This window comes from Lachnoclostridium sp. An169, from assembly GCF_002160525.1.
Lineage (GTDB): Bacteria > Bacillota > Clostridia > Lachnospirales > Lachnospiraceae > Mediterraneibacter > Mediterraneibacter cottocaccae.
In genome coordinates this window covers 123,199-140,358 of the sequence record NZ_NFKT01000004.1, presented here as the reverse complement: position 1 = coordinate 140,358, position 17,160 = coordinate 123,199, and the positions used below count along the sequence as shown (strand labels likewise).

The following is a 17,160-nucleotide window of genomic DNA, read 5'->3' as shown; positions in this document are numbered from 1 at the left end:
CGTGATATAGTGTTAGAAGCTGCGGCATTCATCTGACTTTTTTCTTTCATCGTCTGGTGAAACCGCACAATGATTATCCGGAATAATTAAAATATCTGGGGAAAGTGAGAAAAAGTAGAAATGAGTTCTGAAAAGTTTAATAACAAATGGGGCTTTGTCATCTCCTGTATCGGAAGTTCCGTGGGAATGGCGAATATCTGGCTCTTCCCGTACCGGATCGGCGAGTTCGGCGGTGCCGCATTCCTGATCCCCTACCTCATCTTTGTCGTCCTGATCGGATTCAGCGGGGTCATCGGCGAGATGGCATTCGGACGCGCCATGCACTCCGGTCCTCTAGGTGCTTTCAGAAAGGCGTACAGCATGAGGGGGCTGCCACGGCTTGGGACATTCATCGGGCTGATCCCGGTGATCGGCTCCCTGGGAATCGCCATCGGCTACAGTGTCATCATCGGTTGGATCTTAAAGTTTCTTGCAGATTCTATCAGCGGTGAGATTGTCTCATCCGAAGATCCCGCTGCAGTTTTCGGCGGTCTGTCCGGGAATTTCGGGAGCATTCCCTGGCACCTCCTGGGTCTGGTTCTTGTGCTGATCTGCATGTCCTTCGGCATCGCCCGGGGCATTGAAACTGTCAACCGCATCATGATGCCGGCCTTTTATGTTTTGTTCCTGTTCCTTGCCGTGCGTGTTTTCTTTCTGGACGGATCGCTGGAGGGGTATGCCTACCTTTTCAAGCCGGACTGGTCAGCCATGGCGAATCCGCGGACATGGGTCTATGCCATGGGGCAGGCATTCTTCTCCCTGTCTGTAGCGGGGAGCGGCACAGTTGTCTACGGGAGCTATCTGAAATCCGATGTTGATGTGGTGAGCAGCGCCAAATACGTCGCCATATTTGACACGGCAGCCGCTCTCCTGGCAGGACTTGTGATTATTCCTGCCGTATTTGCCTACGGAATGGAGCCCAACTCCGGTCCGGGACTGCTGTTCATCACAATTCCCACTGTGATCCGCAGCATTCCTTTCGGAAGAATCTTTGCAGTGGTCTTCTTCCTGGCGGTACTCTTCGCAGGTGTGACCTCCCTTATGAACCTTCTGGAGAGCCCGGTTGAAGCACTTCAGAAACGCCTGGGCTGGTCCAGAAAAATGTCCCTCCTTCTGGTCGGGGCCGTGACGGCAGTGGTGGGCATCTTCGTGGAAGGTCCCCTCTTAAGTCCCTGGATGGACAGTATTTCCATCTATGTGATTCCCCTCGGAGCGCTCCTGGCAGGGATCACCATGTTCTGGGTATGCGGCTCCACATTCGCCCGCAACGCTGTACAGCTCGGTCGGAAACGCACACTGGGGAAATGGTTTGAACCGATGACAAAATATGTCTTCTGCATTGTCGCAGTCCTTGTATATATTCTCGGAATATTTTTTGGAGGGATCGGCTGATCCCTCCATTTTTTATCGTTTATCGCTTGTTACCCATGCAGAACACCGCGACAACGCCCGGACCGGTATGGCTTCCGATCACCGTACCGATATTGTTGATCAGGATGTTGTCGATCCCCATCTTCTCACGGACAAGCTTCGCCACGTACTCTGCGTCTTCCAGACAGTCCCCGTGGGTAATCATGATAATATCATTGTCCCATCCTTTCGACTGTTCCACAGCCATATCCACGATCCGGTTCAGCGACTTCTTTCTGCCCCGCTCTTTTCCGATCACCTGCAGGCTCCCCGAATCATCCATATGTATGATCGGCTTGATCTGGACAAGAGTTCCGAGTACAGCCGTCGTCTTCGAGATACGCCCACCTCTGTGGAGATGGTTCAGATCATCCACCGTCACATTGTGGCATACATGAAGCTTGTTCTCCTCCACCCACTGTGCGATCTCATCGATATTCTTTCCCTGCTCCTTGAGCTGAAGACTCTTATAGAGAAGCATTGCCTCTCCAAGGCATGCGCACAGAGTATCAATAATATAGATCTTTGCCTCCGGATATTTCTCCGACAGTTCTTCCCCCGCAATGCGCATACTGTTGTACGTGCCGCTCAGAGCAGAGGAAAAGCCGAGATGAAGGATGTCTTTTCCTTCCTTCAGAAACGGCTCGAGCATCTGTACCGCTTCCTCCGGATTGATCTGGGATGTAACAGACATGTGTCCCTCTCTGAGTTTCTGGAAAAATTCTTTTGCGGACAGCCCGTACATATCTGTGTACGTCTGCCCGTCAATCGTATATTTCAGCGGAATTACAGGCACATGCCTCTCCTCAAGCCACTCCCGCGGCAGATCAACGGTACTGTTCACCGTGATTACAAAATCTCTCATATTACTGGATCCTCCTGATAAAATTTTTTACCCTGATTAAAGGAGTAATGTGTACCTAACTATCATACCATCTTTTCCTTACCAAGGCAAAATCTTTTTACCGCAGTCCCGGTATCGATCTGCCGTTCATGATCTTTCCTTTTCCGTTCTGTCCTTTTCTGATCTCCTTCCCCGGTCATTCAGTTCAGCTTGACGTTCAGATAGTTCCGCCCTGACAGTGTCTTGTTAAAGACAAGGAAACAGAGCACCAGTATGCAGCCGATGATAAACCCGTACAGATTGAAGCATGCTGTCAGGATAAGCAGAAGCAGCCGCATGAACTTAAGAGCATAGCCGAGTTCGAAATTCGGCTGTGTATAGTTCGCCACCGCCACGAATGCCATGTATAACATCACTTCCGAGTTAAACCAGCCTGACTGCACGGAAAACTCTCCCATGACAATACCGGCGATCACACTCAGGGGCGTACTGAGCATGGTTGGCGTATTCATTGCTGCCAGGCGCAGGCCGTCAATGGACAGTTCCAGGATCAGAAACTGGAAGATCAGCGGGATGTTCACCTCATCTCTGACCGCCACAAATTCGAACACCTCCGGCAGCCACTCGAGATTCTGCATAAACAGCAGATACAGCGGTGTAAAGAACACGGTTGCCACTGTGATGAGAATCCGGGTCGCCTTCAGATAGACTCCCGTAATCGTCGGGAAATAATAATCATTTGCCTCCTCAATCATATCCAGAACCGAAGTGGGCAGAATCAGGGCAGACGGGGAATTGTCCACCAGAACCACCACCTTGCCTTCCAGAAGGCAGGCAGCCGCCGTATCAGGCCGCTCCGTATACTTGAACTTCGGAAACGGATTGAACCACTTTCTCTTAAACAGAGCTTCCGCAAGACTCTGCTGCGTCATGCGCAGATCCCCGATCTGCAGGCTCTGGATCCGATTTCTTAAATTGTCCAGAAGCCCCCGGTCCACCCGGTCTGTCATATAGCAGATGGCGATATCCGTGCGCGACGCCTGCCCCGCTTCCATCATCTCCATGACCAGATGGGGATCCCGGATGCGCCGGCGCATAAGCGCCGTATTGAACACAATCGTCTCCACGAATCCGTCCCTTGATCCTCTCAGGGACTTGTCTTTGTCCGGCTCCTCAACGCTTCTGGCCGGATAGGTCCGGCAGTCGATGCAGATACACTCGCTGTATCCGTCAATAAAAAGACATGCGGCGCCTGACAGCACGTTCCGAACCGCCTGGTCAAAGTCCTCCAGTACGTCCACCTCCACATAAGGGACGTGTTTCCGGACGAATCCCTCTGCATCCTCCGGCATATCTTCCTCCGTCACCGACAGGAAAGAATCCATGATCTTGAGCATGGCCTCATCTTTTATAAAACCGTCGATATAGTAGAACACAGACGCTTTCCCGCCGATCTCAATCTCTCTTCTTATAATGTCAAAGCTCTCCTTCACCGGAAGAGTCTCGTTCATGTACGCAATATTTTCTTCAAACAGCGCGCTGATTTTTCTGGTGTCTTTCTCAACCATGGCAGCTTTTCCTTTCTTCTTTTCCCTGTTAGATTTCCCTGTTTGTCCGGAAAATATGCAGCAGACTGCCGGATGCATTCTCTCTGTCATAAAATATATTTTTGTTTCACGGCCGCGAAATGTACGGTCAGACGGTCTGCACTTCCTGTCTGTCCGCTGCAGGTTCCCAGGGTGAATATTTTCCCCGGACTTTCCACCACATTTCCCGCCGATATGCTCCTCTTCTGCAGATCTGCGCTGAGCGCTTCCAGTTCCAGAGTATCTCCTGCGCGGTCCAGTTCAAATACCCCGTCATCTTTTCGACAGGGAAACACGGAGATCAGGCGGCACTTTACCGTTCTGTCCGGTGTATACAGGTACATGGTCTCATGGGCGCCGGCGAAGTCCCGGTTTCTGTAATTTTTCAGTTCGCCGAACATCTGGCCGGAGATCAGATTATGGCCGAAAATGCAGATATGGCCGTCATTTTCCAGATCTGCCCCGGCGAATGTAAACACTGCGCCGTTTTCTGCTTTTTTCCCCTGATAGTCCAGCGACAGATACTCCTCATCCGTCTCCCCGGTCAGCACCGGGTAGTCAATCTTCGTATCCGGCACGTAGATCCAGCCGCAGATGTCCGGATTGATCGCCCGGAGCTTCTCGAAATCAATATTCCGGTTAAATGGATCATCCGGGTCAAGAAGCTGTCCGGCGCCCGGGACTCTGACAACGGCATTTTTCAGCGCCTCACTCTGCGCCTGGAGATCGCGGAACTTCACAAGTTCCGCTGTCCCCGCCGCAAGCAGCACCGCTCCGAGAAGAAGAAAAACAATCCCTGTATAGATCCTTTCTGCTGTATGCTTTCCTTTCTGCCGTTTCTTCCGCCGTTCCAATTTTCTTATTCTCTGGTCAATCCTTCTCATCGCTCTCTTTTTTTCCTCCCGGCAGATTCATCATAATTCCCAGGGTAAAAAGAGCTGCCGCTGTCCCGAAAAACAGCAGCACCGGGCTGAACACTCCGGTCTGGGGCGCGTGCCTTTTCTCCTCTGACTCCTCCGGTCTGGGGGTATGTTTCGGTTTTACCGTAATCTCATAAAGCATGGTCCCCTCTTCCTCACTCCAGGTCGGCACTGCAATGAGGAAATGCGTAATCTCATCATACCCCGAATCATCCAGCGCCTGAATCAGGTAGACGCCCACATCCAGACCGGAAAATACAGCCTTCCCTTCTGCATCCGTCTGCACGGTAGTGTCCGGTGCCACACTTTTCTCCGCAATTATCCGGGCCGCCCGCTCCAGTTCCGAAGCGCTCCCGATGCTGTTCAGGTCGATGCGCTCATCGCTGCAGGCGTCCGTCAGCTCATAGGTTCCCTCTGTGACATTTGCTGCCTTTGTACAGGAAAGCCATACTCCTTCCCTTGATGTTCCTTCTGCGCCCTCAGTCAGCAGGATCTCAATCTTCCCCGCTCCGGCATCAGGCATAACGTTTCCGCCTCCTGTTCCTTCTCCTTCTTCTGCGCACACGGGCATCGCGGACAGAAGAAGTATCCCGGACAGAAGAAGTGCGGGAACCATTCTTTTTTCCATTCTGCTTTTCTCTGACATATTTCTCTTTCCTCCAATCTGTGATCTGAAACACGGCTGCCCCTGCAAGGAGCAGAAAAGGCAGAGCCGTAAAAGTGAGTTCTCGAAAAGACGGGATCCCCGGCGCGATGCTTTCGTACACCGTCTCCTCGTAAGGGACCCTCTCACCGGTGACAACCAGTCTGTGGGTATTGATGCCGTAGGGCGTGCATGTAACCAGGGAACAGAGATCTCTCCCCGCCTGAATCTTCAGCACGCCGGTATCTTCCGGCTCCACCACATCTGTCCCGCAGATCCGGTAGGCAAGCGTCTCTCCCATAACCTGCAGAAAGAACAGATCCCCTTCTTTTAATTCATCCAGCCGGGTAAAGAGACTGGAGCCGGGGATTCCGCGGTGTCCGGTCAGGACGCAGTGAGTGTTTTCGCCGCCCACCGGCAGACTGGTTCCCTGCTGATGACCTGCGCCTGCGGACAGAACCTCCTCATCTGTCCCGTGGTAAACCGGAAGGTCCACATCGATCTTCGGGATCTCGATACTTCCCATAATGCCGTCAGACTGGTTCAGGATCCGGCAGTAGCTCTCATCGCTTAAGATTCCCGTATCCATATTGTCCACCACCGCTCCTTTTGACTGGAACAGCATGCTGTTGTACTCTTCCGCCTCGTCCAGGATCTCCCGGATCCGGGATTCATCCTGTTTCTCCAGAATACTCCGGCAGGAGGCAACAGCATATTTCTGCTGCTGCCGCTGAATGATATTCCCTGCCAGGGGATAACAGAGGAGAAGAAAACCGGCGGCAAACACAATCCTCAAAATCCATTTTTTTCCCTTATTACTTCCCATAGGTTTCATGCTCTCTCCTGTGTTTCGCTTTTATCTATTCTTTTCTGTTCTTCTTTCTGCCGAGCACCGCAGCAGTAACCATCAGAACCGCTCCGCTTCCGATGAGCACAGGCATGGCCGCGGATCCTGTCACCGGAAGACGGCTCCCCACCTGGTTGATCACTTTCAGGTCACCGGAACCATCTGCGGCGTCACCGTTCAGGTCAACCGTATCTTCCGCGTACTCTCCTTCGTAGAATTCCCGGATATGGGCAGTCATCTCCAGACTTTTCAGAATACTGCTGCCTGCGGATTCCCCTGCCGTGTATCCGTTCCGGTCATCGGTGTACGCAGGCGTAACCGTGATCACAATGGGATCCAGCAGCGTGCGGTATCCGTCCGGCGCCGCAGTCTCTTTCAGGTAATAAACGCCCTGGTCCAGTCCGTAGATGGTAAAGACACCGTCCTGTCCGGAAGATATCTCCACCGCATCCTTCGGCACACTTCCGCCGGTATGGTCATCCCCTCCGGTGCTGTCCCGGTTGATCACAATATAGCCGCTTCCGCCCTGATTCTTTTCCTTCACATAGACTTCATTTCTGCAGTCCGCATCACTGTAGAGCCGGAATTTTGCTCCTTCCAGTACAAGATCGTGGTCGTTGGTCTTCAGACCGTTGAGCCGGAACGTAAAGCACACAACCGTATCCCAGGGGGTATAGCCGGTCTCCCCTTTTCCGTCTGCATCCGGGTCATTGGAGAATTCCAGACGGACACCGTTCTCGAAACCGGGCCTTCCTGTCCGGTCTGCCGCCAGGTCATTGAGGGTAGCCTCATAGGTCAGCGTCACGGTCAGACCGGTATAGTCGTTGTGTCCCAGACTGTTTATCCTGTCAAACTCCCGGTCCACGACAGCCTTGATATCCTGCACCTCGATGAGGAACGTATCGCCGCTGTCCAGCCTGCTGCCCTCCGTAATCACGGTGTATTCTCCTTTTGTCAGGACATAGTCTTTCTTTCCGTTGGAAATGGTAATCTGAATCGCATTTTTATCGCCGTTGAAGGTCAGCGCCTCATCCATCCGGTCATGCCATGCATAGTAGTAACTGTGATATCCGTTCATGTCGCAGATCGTTGAGACGAACCGGTATGGCACAGTCTGTCCGATCTCGTAGTCCGCAATATCATTCCATCCGTCATCCCCCACAGAATCCGGATTATCATCCTCACGCCCCTTCTTGACGATCCGGGGATAATCGGATTTGATCTCGATCTCCGTCGCCGGATTGGCAGTGTCCACCATGCAGAGGGAAGAGGCATACCATTCCCTGCCGTCTTCGTCATATTCCGAGATCTCATCCACGATATAATATCCGTAGGAAAGACCGCTGATTGTCACCGAGTTGTCGGATTTTGCACTGCCCACATAGACGTATTCTCCTTCCCCTCCCATGTCTTTGATCGTGGTTCTCACCTGCTCCACGAAATACCGGAAGTCCGAATAGCTCCCCTCCGGCTTCTGGTCTGCATGGGCGCCCTCCACCTGATTCGTGTTCAGGGACTGAATGTAATCGATCACCTGATATTCCGTCACGGCGGATGCCTTCAGGGATGTGCCGTCCCTCCTGTTAAGTGCCTGCGCCACGACTGTCTGAAGGGCTGTTTTATATTGAGCGTTAAATGTATAGTTGATGGATTCACCCTGCTTTGCATTCACTGCGTCGAACAGACGGAAGATCTCGAACCTTTTGCCTTCCATGGACTGTCCCTGATTTCCGTTGACAGTAATAGAGGCTCCTCCGCTTCCCAGACTTACATACCCCTTTTCTGCCACATGGTTTCCCGCTGCGTACCACGGTTCTTCTGCCGCCATGACAACGGGCAGCTCAGCAAAAGAAGTCAGGGGGAAGGCTGCTGCAAGGGCTGCGCAGGTACATATCACGCGGACCCTGTATTTTCTCCCGACACTGTATTTCTTTTGTTCACCGTACTTTCTCCCGACAGTATTTCCCTTTACACCGCTCTTTTTCGTCTCTCTTGTTCCTTTGTTTATCTGATTCTTTTTCATACTTTTCCCTTTCATCTTTTACGTCTGCCTGTTCCTCTGTCTCTCACAGAAACCGTAAATGCTGCCGCCGCCAGCAGAATCCCCGCCGCCGTCATAAGCAGGGTTCCTCCGGATCCCGTCTTCGGCAGCCGGATACCGGTCTCATTGTATATGGTCATCCGGGCGATTCGGTCCTTCTTTGTTCCTTCCACACAGAACTGGCCTTCCCGGTCAGTGTATGCCTTTCCGTTCACATAGAAGGTAAATGTCCCCTCCGGCACACTGCTTTCGGCACAGATCTCCCAGACAACATCCTCTCCTTCTTCGTCCATGGGAAGCCGGTATCCTGCCGGCGCTTCTGTCTCTTTCAGATAGTAGACCGTCCCCGGATGCAGTCCTTCCAGCGTAAGAGTCCCGTCTTTTCCGGTGACTGCCTTCGCCACTGTCCGGCTGCATCCGCTGTCACTGTAAAGTGTAAATTTCGCTCCTTCCAGGACCTTCCCCTTTTCATTCTCTTTGCAGATTTTCAGGGTAAATGGCGCCGGCTGGTTCTCGACCCGGATATCTGTGGCTCCGGCCTGCTTTGCCGTGACCACAATCGCTCCGCTCAGTTCTGTGACTTCCGCCTTGGATGTGACAGTAACATTTCCTTTCCTGTCCACTGTAAATGTAATCACATTTTCATTGAGAGACAGACCGTCCGGAACGCCCACTTCTCTTACCGTGTGTTTCCCTTCCCGGAGTCCGCGGATCACTGCCATTCCCTCGCTGTCTGTCGTGTATCTTGTCTTTGTTCCGTCAGGTCCCGTATGTTCGAACACTACACCGGAAACCGGCAGATCCGTGCCGGACTGTACTTTCTTCAGGTTCAGCCTGATAATATTTTCCTTCTGAACCGGCTCCTGATAGACAATGGTTCCGCTGCCTCCGCTTCCCTCTTCTATGCTGGCGGTAATAATCTGGCTGTCAGCCAGGTATCCCGGCGGCGGAGCGATCTCTTCAAAGGTCAGTGTGCCGTATGGCAGCGCCGGCTTTTCCCCCGCATCATAGTAAAGATCGTCACCGGAGAGCAGATACTCCGTCGAATACTTCAGTTTTCCTTCCGCATCTGTGACGAAGATCCACGTCCGGAGCGGAGTATCCCCGTCTTTCGCCGGATCCGAGCTGCTCCGGGTACCATAGAATTTCACCCGGAACTGGGCTCCTTCCAGAGAGCCTGTCCCCTGGGCTGCACCGCCGGTTTCCGCATCCACTTTTCTCAGAAGGATACTCACCGGCAGCATGACCGGCGTATCCGTGACGACCGGCGTATTGGGCACTGCGGACGTATGGTTTGCCGCAACGCTGACCTTTACTGCGGCGTCGTCCGCTTTATACCCCTGTGGCGCTTTTATTTCTTTTACATAATATGTTCCCACTTTCAGGCAGACAGTTCCCGCATTTCCCGATGCGTCCGTCTCCAGCACGGCATTGACACCGGTATCTGCCGTCAGGGCAGGCGTTCTGCACGCTTCATCCGTATATACCCCATATTTGGCTCCTTCCAGGGAATACAGAGGATTCTGCGCTGTAACAGAAGTATTTGCCGAGCGCTTTGCCAGAGACAGATAACCGTTTGGCTGATATTCCCAGTACATCAGATCCTGCTTTGCCCCGTTTCCCGTGGAAACCTTGTAAACCTTAAAACCTTCCGGAGCTTCCGCCGCGCTCTCAATATAATCGATAAATCCGGACAGTCCCATCTGGGTGGAATAATTTCCGTGAATTCCCCAGTTTAAGGAATCCGCGCCGGAATAATAGTAACTCAGAGCCAGAGATGTAACCGCTCTTCCCTGCTCAAAGCTGAATATGCCGCTCCACTGCTTCGGGCCGCTGTACCCGTAATAGAGGACTTTTCTCTGCATCGAATCCGTCACCGTTTCCGGAGCGGATGTGGTTTCGCCGACAAGAGGGCGGTCCACTCCATGTTCTGCGCAAAACGCCTGGATTCCGTTCACTTCAAAATATCCTACAACTGTGTTCATATACCGCACCAGTTCTGATGCAGTCACTGTCCCTCCTGCAGATCTGGCTGCAGGGACAGCCGTCCGCACCGCACTTTTCACCCCGGCGGGCACTTTCTTTTTCGCCGTTTCCGGAGAATAACTCCGTATCAGCTGTGCAGTACCCGAGCGTTCCAGCTCCAGTGTACTTTTGTCTCCAAGATACTCTTCGGTCAGGTACCCCTCCGGGTCCACATACCCGGATAGCCCCAGTTCTTCGGCAAGCGACATCCTTCCGCTGATGCTGTCTGCACCTTCGTCCTCTCCGGCAAAGGACCGACTTCCCCCTGCCGCAGCTAACAGAAATACAGAGAACAGTACACCGGAAAGGAGCCTCGTTCTTCTCTTCATGCATACCTCTCCTTTGTTTACTGAATCAACACTCTCTGCAACAATATTCTTTTGTCTCAATCCTGCTTCATACGCTGCTCCTCCTTTTCTCTTTGTATTTCTCATCAAAACTGGTATCTCCGGCCGAATCTGCCGCGACAGTAGAGATCTGCCCTCCCGCCCCCTGACGGAGAGGCTTTTCCAGACAGGTGAATTTTTAGAATGAAATTCGTCTGGGATTTTGATGTAGTGAAATCATACCACACGCAAAGCAGTATGACAAGTGCTTTTTCAGATTTTTACGACACGCATTGCATCGTAATTTTGTTTTGTCGGAATTTGATGCATCGCGTCTCTCAGAATACAAAAAATACCCGGAGTCTTATCACTCCGGGTATTCCCGACTCCGGATACCCTTTACTCCAGATATCCGGCTTTTTCCATTTTTTCGATTACCTGCGCCTGCCTCTCCCGGGCAAGTTCAGGGCTTGCGACCGGATTGTAGTTGCTCGGCGCATTGGGTATTCCCGCCAGAAGAGTACACTCATCGAAGTTCATCTGGGAAGGCGGTTTCCCGAAATAATATTCCGCCGCATCTCCCACACAGTAATTCCCGTTTCCGAAAAAGATGGAATTCACATACAGTTCCAGGATCTTGTCTTTGTCCAGAACACTCTCGATCTTAAAGGCCATGAACATCTCCGAGATCTTTCTGACGATCTTTTTATCCTGGGTAAAATACTGGTTTTTGGCAAGCTGCTGGGTGATCGTGCTTCCGCCCTCCACATAGGCACCGGCCCTGATGTCATTGACCAGCGCCCTCCCGATCGCAATCGGATCGACTCCCGGATGGTGGTAGAACCGCTTGTCCTCCACCGCCAGAACCGCATTGATATATGTATCCGGCAGTTCATTCAGGGGCGTATAATTGTCGATAGACTCGATCTGGGATGCCATCTCCTCCACACTCTTGTTCTGCAGGGCTTCCCGGTATCCCCGGTACCCCTGCCATATAAGGACGCCGCCAAGGATCATGGCGCAAAGTAATATAAAAGAACACAGCCGCTTTATCAGTTTCATCTTCCGGTACCTGCCTTTCCTGTTCCTCTTTCGTTTACAGTTTCAGTATACCGGATCCCTGCTGGTTCTTCCATACGATTGCCTTACGTTTTCACCGGGCGTCCTTACATTTTTGTAAGATGTCTGTCTTATACGGGAAGCGGCGCCTCCCTGCAGGACGCCGGGTTATTTCGTGGTACTTCCAAAACCGCCGTTTCTTACATCAGTCACATCGTCATCCAGGGTGATGCCGTACTCCACGAAAATCCCCTGCATGAATCCTTCCCCCGGCTTTACATCTACCGTCTTTCCCTCGTTGGAATCATTGGTCAGCTTTGCAAAAATCTGTCCCTCGTTATCAGAATAATAATAGTCACTGTCGATAATTCCCACCGTATTGTTGAGCTGCAGACGGTACTTGAAGCCCAGTCCGCTTCTGGGATAGCATTTCAGCACCCACTCGGGCTCCATCCAGACACGGATTCCCGTAGGAATCTTCACTGTCTCTCCGGGTTCCAGTACGAAACGTGCCGGTGCAAAAAAGTCATATCCCGCGCTTCCGGATGTAGCACGCTTCGGCAGCCGGATATCGCGGTAGATCTCCTCAATCACGCCCTCGTCCGCCGGTCCGAAGGTGTCTGTCCACCCTTCCCGGAACTGCTCCAGGCTTACCTTTTCAAACTTTGCAATTCTCTTCATTGGCTCTCTTCTCCTCTCTGTCAGTTCTGCTCTTTCCGAAATATTCCGGACTCGTCCAGAACCCCGATTACCTCCCGGATGGTCTCCTCGTCCACCACAAGTGCCATCCGCACATATCCTTCTCCGCCGCTCCCGAAAGCACTTCCCGGCGTCACAATCACACCCGTCTTCTCCATCAGCTTCATACAGAAATCAGCAGAAGACTCATATCCTTCCGGTATCTTCGCCCATACGAACATGGTCCCCTGGCTGTCCGGCACATTCCAGCCGATTCTGCGGAGCCCTCCGCAGAGTGCCCGGTTTCTCGCCGCGTATTTTTCCCTCTGCTCTTCGATGAAATCATCCGGTCCCGTCATCGCCGCAATGGCTGCATACTGCACCGGATAGAAGATCCCGTAGTCAATCTGTGAGCGGAGCAGGCGGAATTTCCGGATAATCTCCCGGTTGCCCACAACGAAAGAAATCCTTGCCCCGGTCAGGTTGTAGGATTTGGACAGGGAGTAAAACTCGACTCCCACTTCTTTCGCCCCCTCAAAAGAAAGAAAAGATCTTCCCTGTTTCCTCGTGAAAATGATATCCGAATAGGCATTGTCATGAAGGATGACAATGTGATGCTTTCCTGCAAAGGCGATCAGCCGCTCATAAAACTCATCAGGAGCGCAGACACAGACCGGATTCAGCGGATAAGAGACGATCATATACTTCGTCCTCTCCAGGACATCCTCCGGAATACCGTCAAGATCCGGCAGATATCCGTTCTTCTCTTCGATCGTATAATACTCTACATTGGCGTGCGCCATGATGCCGCTCATCTCAAACATGGGATATCCGGGATTCGGCACCAGGATCGTATCCCCCGGGTTGCAGAACACCAGGCCGATATGCGCCATCGCCTCCTGAGATCCGTATACTGACATGATCTCATCCGCCTCAAGCTCCACGCCGAAGCGCTTCTGATACCGGTACTGCACTGCCTCGATCAGCTCCGGCAGGTCTGCCAGAGAGTATTTGTAATTTTCCGGGTCTTTGCAGGCGTCCTCCATGGCCTTCATCACATGGGGCGCCGGTTGGAAATCCGGCGTACCCACGGACAGGTTGTATACTTTCCGCCCCTCCCGGAGCAGCTCTTCCTTCTTCTCGTTAAGCGCCCCGAAAATTCCCGGCTGAATATTGTTTACCAGATCTGAAAACTGTGTGTTGTCCATACTACCATTCCTCTTCCGTCATCTATATTTGCCTCAATAAAAAAGTCTTTTTACAGCACTACAAGAGTATCATAAAAAGACTTTTTGTTCAAGCGTTATAATTTCTTCTAAATTCAGAAAGCGGGCGCCCCGTACAGATCATAAGGGGTCACCTGATACACGTAATAATTCAGCCAGTTCGTGTAGAGATTGTTCGCGTGGGATCTCCAGGTCAGCAGAGGTTTCTTTCCGGGATCATCGTCCGGATAGTAATTCTCCGGAACTTTGGGGTTGAGTCCCTTCCCCAGATCCCGCCGGAACTCCGAGTCCAGAGTCACACGGTCATATTCCGGATGCCCCATCACGAAGATCTGCCTTCCTTCCAGTGCCATGCAGAGGAATACCCCTGCTTTTTCCGAATCCGCCAGAATCGTGATCCGCTCATCCTTCTCCAGGAGATCCTGGGGAACCTCCGTATATCTGGAGTGAGGAGCAAGGAACTGATCGTCAAATCCTCTGACAAGGGGAATCTTCCGGTTTCTCACATGATGCCAGTACAGACCGGAAAGCTTCTCCGGCAGCGGAACTTTATTGATCCCGTAATGGTGATAGATTCCCGCCTGGGCTCCCCAGCAAAGATGCAGGGTGGAAGTCACGTTTGTCTTTGTCCAGTCCATGATCTCTACCAGTTCATCCCAGTAGTCCACTTCCTCGAAAGGCATCTGTTCCACCGGCGCCCCGGTAATGATAAAGCCGTCGAACTTGTGGTTCCTGATATTTTCAAAAGGTTCATAGAATTTATAAATATGGCTTGTGGAGGTGTTCTTTGACACATGGCTTGTCACACGCACGAAAGTCACATCCACCTGCAGCGGTGTGTTGGAAAGGGACCGCAGAATCTGCAGCTCGGTATCCTCTTTGAGAGGCATCAGGTTAAGCAGCCCGATACTGATCGGACGGATATCCTGATGGGCGGCGCGGTACTCATCCATGACAAATATGTTCTCCTGTTCCAGTATTTCTTTTACCGGCAGGTCATTCTGTACTCGAATCGGCATAACTTTCTTCCTCTTTTCCTGTTTTGTAATTGCGATAGTATATCAATTATAACGCGCCGGATATGTATGAGTCAACTTAATAAAAAAACTTCCGAACCCTCACTCCGTTTCTTTCAAACAGAACGGGGATCCGGAAGCCGGGTTCATGCCGTCATGCCGTTTTCATGGCAGACAGTTTTCAGTCCGTGTTAAGAACATTTGAATGTGGCGCACTCTGTACCGCTGCTGTCGCTTGCGCTTCCGCCCTCCACGCTGATCTTCCCGGCGTGGCATTCACAGTTCTCATTATACATACACTGGGTTGCCTTACAGTCCACACAGGCACAGTCGGAAGCAGCGTGCATGGAACTGTGCATGGAATTCTGCATACTGTTCATATAGCCGCCTCCCTCTTTGCGCTCCTGGAAGCTGTCGCAGCATGTCTCCTGGGGATTTCTCGCATTCTCGCCGCCCACCTTGATGGAATCCAGGCTGCACAAAAACTGATTGTTGTGTACACATGTCTGTACCGTACATTTTAATTCTGGCATAATAGTTTCCTCCTTATCTCTTTACAGATTCAGGTTTATTATGCCCGTCTGTCCGTTTTTTATTCTTTTTCTTTTTTTCGAAATCCGGATAAGACAGCAGCCGCAACCGCAAAAAACTCCCGTACCAGATAATTCGGCAGGAAAACCGGATCGGAAGGTGCAGGAAGCGGACAGACCCGGCGGTACCCCTCCTGCCTGGCAAGAATCAGTGTCCGGAACATATGAAAATCACTGGTGACAATCCCGGTTCTCTCACCGACAGGACTGCTCTTGTTGCTATCATACAGCGAATCTGCCAGTTTCCGGGAGAATCTGAGATTCTCCCGGGTGGAGACAGAACGGTCTTCCCGGATAATCTGTCCTTCCGGGACTCCGCTTTGTATCAGGTAATCCGCCATGGCATCCGCCTCCGGCACAGCCTCATCTTTTCCCTGTCCGCCGGATACGATCACCGTTGTCTTAGGGAAACACGACAGATACATAAGGGCCGTATCAAGCCTGGATTTCAGCGCCGAAGAGAGGGTTGTCCCGTTGACGAATGCGCCGAGTATGATGATGCAGCCGGCCTGGTGTGCTGCAATATACTCTTCTTCATGACATTTTTTCAGCGTATGCCTGTTTTCCGCTGCATGCCTTATCAGCGTGTACCGGTTTTTCAGCATGCCGCCCACAATGGGGATCTCCCCCACAAGGAAAACCGTCCATACAGCAGGAACCAGACACTGAAACACCGTCCGCATACCCACAGAAAACGGCGCGCATCCGAGTGCCAGATGCGCGCCGCCCGTTATCAGCCAGAAGCCGGAAAATGTCGGCCACCGCCTTCCGGTGTATAATCTGAGTATAAAATAGTAGAGAATGCAGACCATTCCAAAAATCAGAAAATACAGTCTCATCTTACTCCTTATCACCTGAATCAGGCATTTCTTCCGCAGCAGTATTTGTACTTTTTACCGCTGCCGCACGGACAGGGATCATTTCTGCCGATCTTCTTGCCCTTGCGGATAGTTCCGGAAGCTTTCTGCTCACGGTAAAGCCGTTTTCTCGTCTCCTCATCGAAGATCTTCTCCCACTGGGGAAGCTCATAGAGCCAGTCAGCCTTGGCGTCCACCATATTTTTATAGAGCTTCTCCTTGTCAAATGCAAGGCTCACTTCCGTGTCCTCTGTCATCGTCTCGATGGGATTCGCCACCTTTAAGCTGTCGTTGATCCCGTCCAGAAATCCTACCATGGTAAGCACTTCCTGGCCGTACTTCTCCGCGAGCTCTTTCACGGTACCTTTTACTTCTGTATCGGGATCATCGAGAAGCTGCTCATAGATCTCCTTCTCGATCAGAAAATATCTGTTCCAGAATCTTTCCAGCTGATCTTTGGACAGGCTTCTGTCATAGGCCATATCACGCCACTGGTCCAATAAACATTTCTCACTCATCGTATACTGCTCCTTTATCTTTTTTCAAAATCTCAATCTGCACTGCAAAAAACAGGTCAGTTCTGTACCCGGTTTATTATATAACAAATTCCGATTGCCGTAAATACCATTTTTCGCTATACTGTAACTGGAAAGGATGTATGATGTCATGAAAAATGTAAAGCGTGTCCTTGCTCTCGGAGGAGCTGTTCTTCTTGTCCTCCTCTATGTGAGCACCCTTGTTTTTGCACTGATGGATTCCCCGGCAGCGGGACGTCTTCTGACTGCTTCCATCGCTGCTACCGTTCTGATTCCGGTCCTGCTGTACGGATACGGCCTGATCGCCCGCGTCCTGAAAAGGACGGACGACTCCCGGGACTTTGACTCAGACAAATAGGATTCCGGCAAGCTTAAGAGCAGATGCTTCCTCCTCAGAAAGCCCTGCTCTTTTTCCCGGGTCCTGTTTTCTCAATGCCTGTCTTCTTTTCAGGTATTCTTCCATCGAAATCATATTTCTGACCCTGCCGTCGCTGTTCTGACGCATAAAATACCTCCT

At 51.7% G+C, this 17,160-nt stretch carries 17 protein-coding genes; 2 read left to right on the top strand and 15 right to left on the bottom strand.

Translation table 11 applies throughout. From position 1 onward, the window contains the following. Positions 1-120 precede the first annotated feature (120 nt). Positions 121-1,431, top strand: coding sequence for a sodium-dependent transporter (locus B5F07_RS04775; protein WP_087160137.1), 1,311 nt, complete (start codon positions 121-123; stop codon positions 1,429-1,431). A 19-nt stretch (positions 1,432-1,450) separates the two neighbouring features. On the opposite strand, the gene B5F07_RS04770 is transcribed toward B5F07_RS04775, so the two are convergent. From B5F07_RS04770 to B5F07_RS04705, 14 genes are all read right to left on the bottom strand, one after another. Next, positions 1,451-2,314, bottom strand: a complete 864-nt coding sequence (locus tag B5F07_RS04770; RefSeq protein ID WP_087160136.1) for a DegV family protein — start codon at positions 2,312-2,314, stop codon at positions 1,451-1,453. A gap of 179 nt (positions 2,315-2,493) precedes the next feature. Continuing rightward, the gene (locus B5F07_RS04765; RefSeq protein WP_087160205.1) at positions 2,494-3,861 is read right to left on the bottom strand and encodes a spore germination protein; all 1,368 of its coding nucleotides are present in this window, start codon (positions 3,859-3,861) and stop codon (positions 2,494-2,496) included. An 86-nt stretch (positions 3,862-3,947) separates the two neighbouring features. Then, complete coding sequence (locus B5F07_RS04760; RefSeq protein WP_087160135.1) at positions 3,948-4,763, bottom strand: class B sortase; 816 nt, start codon at positions 4,761-4,763, stop codon at positions 3,948-3,950. After that, complete coding sequence (locus B5F07_RS04755) at positions 4,750-5,322, bottom strand: hypothetical protein (RefSeq protein WP_087160134.1); 573 nt, start codon at positions 5,320-5,322, stop codon at positions 4,750-4,752. Before B5F07_RS04755 ends, B5F07_RS04760 begins: the two co-directional genes overlap by 14 nt. Beyond that, positions 5,315-6,268, bottom strand: a complete 954-nt coding sequence (locus B5F07_RS04750; RefSeq protein ID WP_087160133.1) for a class C sortase — start codon at positions 6,266-6,268, stop codon at positions 5,315-5,317. Before B5F07_RS04750 ends, B5F07_RS04755 begins: the two co-directional genes overlap by 8 nt. A 34-nt stretch (positions 6,269-6,302) precedes the next feature. Then, a complete protein-coding gene (locus B5F07_RS04745) occupies positions 6,303-8,312 on the bottom strand; it encodes an isopeptide-forming domain-containing fimbrial protein (protein WP_242972434.1) in 2,010 nt (669 codons plus the stop codon). 11 nt (positions 8,313-8,323) lie between these two features. Further along, positions 8,324-10,684, bottom strand: coding sequence for an MSCRAMM family protein (locus B5F07_RS04740; protein ID WP_162613055.1), 2,361 nt, complete (start codon positions 10,682-10,684; stop codon positions 8,324-8,326). 396 nt (positions 10,685-11,080) lie between these two features. Then, positions 11,081-11,743 carry a transglycosylase domain-containing protein gene (locus B5F07_RS04735; protein WP_087160131.1) on the bottom strand — a complete coding sequence of 221 codons (663 nt, stop codon included), beginning with the start codon at positions 11,741-11,743 and terminating at the stop codon, positions 11,081-11,083. Positions 11,744-11,908: 165 nt separating this feature from the next. Further along, complete coding sequence (locus B5F07_RS04730) at positions 11,909-12,421, bottom strand: deoxyuridine 5'-triphosphate nucleotidohydrolase (protein WP_087160130.1); 513 nt, start codon at positions 12,419-12,421, stop codon at positions 11,909-11,911. A 20-nt stretch (positions 12,422-12,441) separates the two neighbouring features. Further along, entirely contained in the window at positions 12,442-13,626 is a 1,185-nt protein-coding gene (locus tag B5F07_RS04725; protein WP_087160129.1) for an aminotransferase class I/II-fold pyridoxal phosphate-dependent enzyme, read from the bottom strand. Between the two features lie 113 nt (positions 13,627-13,739). Next, the gene (metA, locus tag B5F07_RS04720; RefSeq protein ID WP_087160128.1) at positions 13,740-14,663 is read right to left on the bottom strand and encodes a homoserine O-acetyltransferase MetA; all 924 of its coding nucleotides are present in this window, start codon (positions 14,661-14,663) and stop codon (positions 13,740-13,742) included. A gap of 188 nt (positions 14,664-14,851) precedes the next feature. Then, positions 14,852-15,193 (bottom strand): DUF1540 domain-containing protein, encoded by a 342-nt coding sequence (locus B5F07_RS04715; RefSeq protein WP_087160127.1) that lies wholly within the window; start codon positions 15,191-15,193, stop codon positions 14,852-14,854. 59 nt (positions 15,194-15,252) lie between these two features. Continuing rightward, a complete protein-coding gene (locus tag B5F07_RS04710; RefSeq protein ID WP_087160126.1) occupies positions 15,253-16,089 on the bottom strand; it encodes a YdcF family protein in 837 nt (278 codons plus the stop codon). A 20-nt stretch (positions 16,090-16,109) separates the two neighbouring features. Next, the gene (locus tag B5F07_RS04705) at positions 16,110-16,625 is read right to left on the bottom strand and encodes an SEC-C metal-binding domain-containing protein (protein WP_087160125.1); all 516 of its coding nucleotides are present in this window, start codon (positions 16,623-16,625) and stop codon (positions 16,110-16,112) included. A 148-nt stretch (positions 16,626-16,773) separates the two neighbouring features. On the opposite strand from B5F07_RS04705, the gene B5F07_RS04700 reads away from it, so the two are divergent. Next, complete coding sequence (locus tag B5F07_RS04700) at positions 16,774-17,001, top strand: hypothetical protein (protein ID WP_087160124.1); 228 nt, start codon at positions 16,774-16,776, stop codon at positions 16,999-17,001. On the opposite strand, the gene B5F07_RS22580 is transcribed toward B5F07_RS04700, so the two are convergent. Beyond that, positions 16,990-17,148, bottom strand: coding sequence for a hypothetical protein (locus B5F07_RS22580; protein ID WP_162613054.1), 159 nt, complete (start codon positions 17,146-17,148; stop codon positions 16,990-16,992). The genes B5F07_RS04700 and B5F07_RS22580 overlap by 12 nt on opposite strands. Positions 17,149-17,160: the final 12 nt, after the last annotated feature.

Bases quoted from the DNA above. Each gene is read 5' to 3' on its own strand.
- B5F07_RS04775 (WP_087160137.1), top strand. From the start codon at position 121: ATGAGTTCTGAAAAGTTTAATAACAAATGGGGCTTTGTCATCTCCTGT.
- B5F07_RS04770 (WP_087160136.1), bottom strand. From the start codon at position 2,314: ATGAGAGATTTTGTAATCACGGTGAACAGTACCGTTGATCTGCCGCGG.
- B5F07_RS04765 (WP_087160205.1), bottom strand. From the start codon at position 3,861: ATGGTTGAGAAAGACACCAGAAAAATCAGCGCGCTGTTTGAAGAAAAT.
- B5F07_RS04760 (WP_087160135.1), bottom strand. From the start codon at position 4,763: ATGAGAAGGATTGACCAGAGAATAAGAAAATTGGAACGGCGGAAGAAA.
- B5F07_RS04755 (WP_087160134.1), bottom strand. From the start codon at position 5,322: ATGCCTGATGCCGGAGCGGGGAAGATTGAGATCCTGCTGACTGAGGGC.
- B5F07_RS04750 (WP_087160133.1), bottom strand. From the start codon at position 6,268: ATGGGAAGTAATAAGGGAAAAAAATGGATTTTGAGGATTGTGTTTGCC.
- B5F07_RS04745 (WP_242972434.1), bottom strand. From the start codon at position 8,312: ATGAAAAAGAATCAGATAAACAAAGGAACAAGAGAGACGAAAAAGAGC.
- B5F07_RS04740 (WP_162613055.1), bottom strand. From the start codon at position 10,684: ATGAAGAGAAGAACGAGGCTCCTTTCCGGTGTACTGTTCTCTGTATTT.
- B5F07_RS04735 (WP_087160131.1), bottom strand. From the start codon at position 11,743: ATGAAACTGATAAAGCGGCTGTGTTCTTTTATATTACTTTGCGCCATG.
- B5F07_RS04730 (WP_087160130.1), bottom strand. From the start codon at position 12,421: ATGAAGAGAATTGCAAAGTTTGAAAAGGTAAGCCTGGAGCAGTTCCGG.
- B5F07_RS04725 (WP_087160129.1), bottom strand. From the start codon at position 13,626: ATGGACAACACACAGTTTTCAGATCTGGTAAACAATATTCAGCCGGGA.
- metA (WP_087160128.1), bottom strand. From the start codon at position 14,663: ATGCCGATTCGAGTACAGAATGACCTGCCGGTAAAAGAAATACTGGAA.
- B5F07_RS04715 (WP_087160127.1), bottom strand. From the start codon at position 15,193: ATGCCAGAATTAAAATGTACGGTACAGACATGTGTACACAACAATCAG.
- B5F07_RS04710 (WP_087160126.1), bottom strand. From the start codon at position 16,089: ATGAGACTGTATTTTCTGATTTTTGGAATGGTCTGCATTCTCTACTAT.
- B5F07_RS04705 (WP_087160125.1), bottom strand. From the start codon at position 16,625: ATGAGTGAGAAATGTTTATTGGACCAGTGGCGTGATATGGCCTATGAC.
- B5F07_RS04700 (WP_087160124.1), top strand. From the start codon at position 16,774: ATGAAAAATGTAAAGCGTGTCCTTGCTCTCGGAGGAGCTGTTCTTCTT.
- B5F07_RS22580 (WP_162613054.1), bottom strand. From the start codon at position 17,148: ATGCGTCAGAACAGCGACGGCAGGGTCAGAAATATGATTTCGATGGAA.